The sequence below is a fragment of the Thermodesulfovibrionales bacterium genome (assembly GCA_035686305.1).
In the GTDB taxonomy this organism is placed as follows: Bacteria; Nitrospirota; Thermodesulfovibrionia; order Thermodesulfovibrionales; family UBA9159; genus DASRZP01.
Genome location: DASRZP010000127.1, coordinates 1 through 3,135, shown reverse-complemented (window position 1 = coordinate 3,135; position 3,135 = coordinate 1). Strand labels below are relative to the sequence as shown.

General features: G+C 50.4%; 4 protein-coding genes. All 4 read left to right on the top strand.

The features are described from left to right. Positions 1-870: UDP-glucuronic acid decarboxylase family protein (locus VFG09_14230; GenBank protein ID HET6516314.1), on the top strand; the 870-nt coding region annotated here is incomplete at its 5' end. A 3-nt stretch (positions 871-873) separates the two neighbouring features. Then, positions 874-1,563: a glycosyltransferase family 2 protein gene (locus VFG09_14225; GenBank protein ID HET6516313.1), complete on the top strand. Its 690-nt coding sequence runs from the start codon at positions 874-876 to the stop codon at positions 1,561-1,563. 13 nt (positions 1,564-1,576) lie between these two features. Then, positions 1,577-2,533, top strand: coding sequence for a lysylphosphatidylglycerol synthase transmembrane domain-containing protein (locus VFG09_14220; protein HET6516312.1), 957 nt, complete (start codon positions 1,577-1,579; stop codon positions 2,531-2,533). A gap of 192 nt (positions 2,534-2,725) precedes the next feature. Next, the coding region (locus VFG09_14215) for a glycosyltransferase family 2 protein (GenBank protein ID HET6516311.1) at positions 2,726-3,135 on the top strand (410 nt) is incomplete at its 3' end.

Here is a 3,135-nt window from a genome sequence, read left to right as displayed (position 1 = left end):
CTTCTGGAGGAAGGGAATGAAGTCTTGTGCGTTGATAATTTCTTTACCGGGACACGGAGAAACATCGTCCATCTTCTCCAGAACCCTTATTTTGAAGTTCTCCGTCACGATATCACGTTCCCCCTCTATGTCGAGGTCGACGAGATATTCAATCTCGCCTGTCCTGCTTCCCCTGTCCATTACCAGTTCGACCCGGTACAAACAACGAAGACTTCCGTCCACGGCTCGATCAATGTCCTGGGGCTGGCAAAGAGGGTCAAGGCAAAGGTCCTCCAGGCCTCGACCTCTGAAGTCTATGGAGACCCGGCAATCCATCCCCAGCCCGAGAGTTATTGGGGGAACGTCAACCCCATCGGGTCCCGTTCCTGTTACGATGAGGGGAAACGGTGTGCTGAAACGCTCTTCTTCGACTACCATAAACAACACAGGCTGAGGATAAAGGTGGCGAGGATTTTCAATACCTACGGACCCCGCATGCATCCGAATGACGGGAGGGTTGTGAGCAATTTTATCATGCAGGCGCTCAGGGGAGAGGATGTCACCATATACGGCGACGGCAGCCAGACGAGAAGCTTCTGCTACGTTGATGATCTCATTGACGGTCTTCTGAAGCTCATGAACAGCGCCGACGACTTCACGGGACCCGTCAACCTGGGAAATCCTGGAGAATTTACGATCCTCGAGCTGGCACAGAAGGTCATTGAGCTGACGCAGTCAACGTCGAAGATAGTCTTTCTGCCCCTTCCGCAGGATGATCCACGTCAGAGGCAGCCGGACATAGGGCTTGCAAAAACGGTATTAGGGTGGGGGCCGGGAATCCCGCTCGCAGAAGGCCTGAAGAAGACCATTGATTATTTCAGGGGGGCATAGATTATGAAACTGAGTATCGTTATACCTTGTTACAACGAAGTCCAGACGATAGCAGACATTGTCGGCGCTGTGACAAAGTCGCCTTACGAGAACAAGGAGATCGTTATCGTCGATGATTTTTCGACGGACGGGACCAGGGAAGTGTTGAAGAGCACGATTAAACCCCTCGTCGATAAAATCGTATATCACGACAGGAATAAGGGGAAGGGCGCTGCTCTGAGGACGGGCATCGCTGCGGCAAGCGGAGATGTCGTGATAATCCAGGATGCGGATCTGGAATACGACCCCAACGAAATTCCCAAGGTCATTCAGCCGATTCTGGACGGAAAAGCTGATGTCGTATACGGTTCGAGGTTCATGGGAGGCGACCCTCACCGCGTGGTCTACTATTGGCATATGGTGGGAAACAAGATCCTGACCGGCCTGTCAAACATGTTTACGAATCTGAATCTGACGGATATGGAAACGTGCTACAAGGCCTTCAGGAGGGAAATCATCCAGTCCATCAGAATTGAGGAGGACAGGTTCGGATTTGAGCCTGAGGTGACGGCAAAGATCGCAAAGCTGAGATGCAGGATATACGAGGTCGGCATCCCCTATTACGGCAGGACCTATGAGCAGGGCAAGAAGATAGGCTGGAAAGATGGCGTTTCGGCCCTGAGATGTATCGTGAAATACAATCTCTTCAGATAAACAGTATCTCCCGATGTCTCATTCAAAAACGTTCAAGATCATCCTTGGATTCGCTGTCAGCGGCCTCTTTCTTTTCTTCGCTTTCTATAAAATCGAGTTCTCGCAGTTTCTGGCGGCTTTCCTCAACATCAATGGCGTTGACATCGCTCTCTGCGTCCTCTTCTTCGGCTTGAGTTGTGTGTTCCGGGCGATTATGTGGCGAATCACGACGCACCAGATCCTGACGGTAAAATATACCACGCTTTTCGGCGGCATCGTTGTCGGCTACATGGCAAACTACGTCCTTCCTTTGCGCATCGGCGAAATGGTCCGTGTCTATTATCTGAACAAATGCGCAGGTATCTCTCGTATGGCAGGGCTCTCAACGGTCTTCATAGAAAGGCTCTTTGATGTCTCTTCCCTGGCTGTCTTTCTCCTCATCGGGATATGGTATGGAAGCAGAGGTCTTACACCCGACACCGTCAAGATACTTTTCATTATGATAGCGATCATCGCGCTGACGGCGGTCACGTTGTACATGATTTCGAAGGCGACAAATCTCCTGCCGAGGCATGGCAGGCTGTTATCCCGGTCCCTGACTTATATCGAGAGGTTTTTGCAGCCCCTCGGCCAATTGAAACAGTCCAATACACTCTTCCTGGTATTCCTGCTCAGTATCTCCGCATGGACATGCAATTACCTGTCTATCCTCTCTCTCACGCACCGGATGCCGTCTCTTTTTTTTGAGGCTGCCCTTGTGCTCCTCCTTTTTGTGAATATCGGCTTTCTCATCCCCTCTTCGCCCGGCGCGCTCGGTGTTATGCAAGTTGCATTTTGGATGGCATTGGCGCCCTTTCATGTCGTCAAAGAGAATGCCCTGGCACTCTCCTTTGCATACCAGGGGGGTATCTTCCTCTTTTCTCTCCTCATCGGTCTCCCCTATTTCCTGAGAGCCAATTTACGATTGGGACAGGTTCTGAAGACATCATGAGAACGCTCCATGATAGGACCTCACGAAGATGATAAAGGATAGGACCGAAAAACATGTTGTGTATTTGTTGGTCGCTCTCGCTGGTTGTGTCTACCTTGTCACCGCATATTTTTCAGAGGGGTTGGGACATGGCGGTGACAGTTTCAGCCACTATTTCATATCTCGTTACAGCCGGGAATGATCTGGCCCTCCATGACGGAAGATCCTAAAATAGCTATCATCGTTATTAACTGGAACGGCAGGGATGATACCCTGGAGTGCCTTGCATCGGTTCGGCAGGTTGATTATCCTCATTTCGAAGTCATCGTCGTCGATAACGGGTCCAGTGATAATTCCGTCGAAGCCATTCGAAATGCATTCCCTGAAGTCACGGTCATCGAAACAAGGGAAAACCTCGGTTTTGCCGGTGGAAACAACGTCGGTATGCGGCATGCTCTGAAGAATAGGTCGGAATACATCTTTCTCCTCAATAACGACACGGTCGTAGATTCTCAGATTCTGAAGAGCTTCATTCGTTCATCAAGGCTTCTCCCACGAGACGCTATCCTTTCTGCCAAGATTTATTATTACTCTAACCCGGATAAGATTTGGTACGCTGGCGC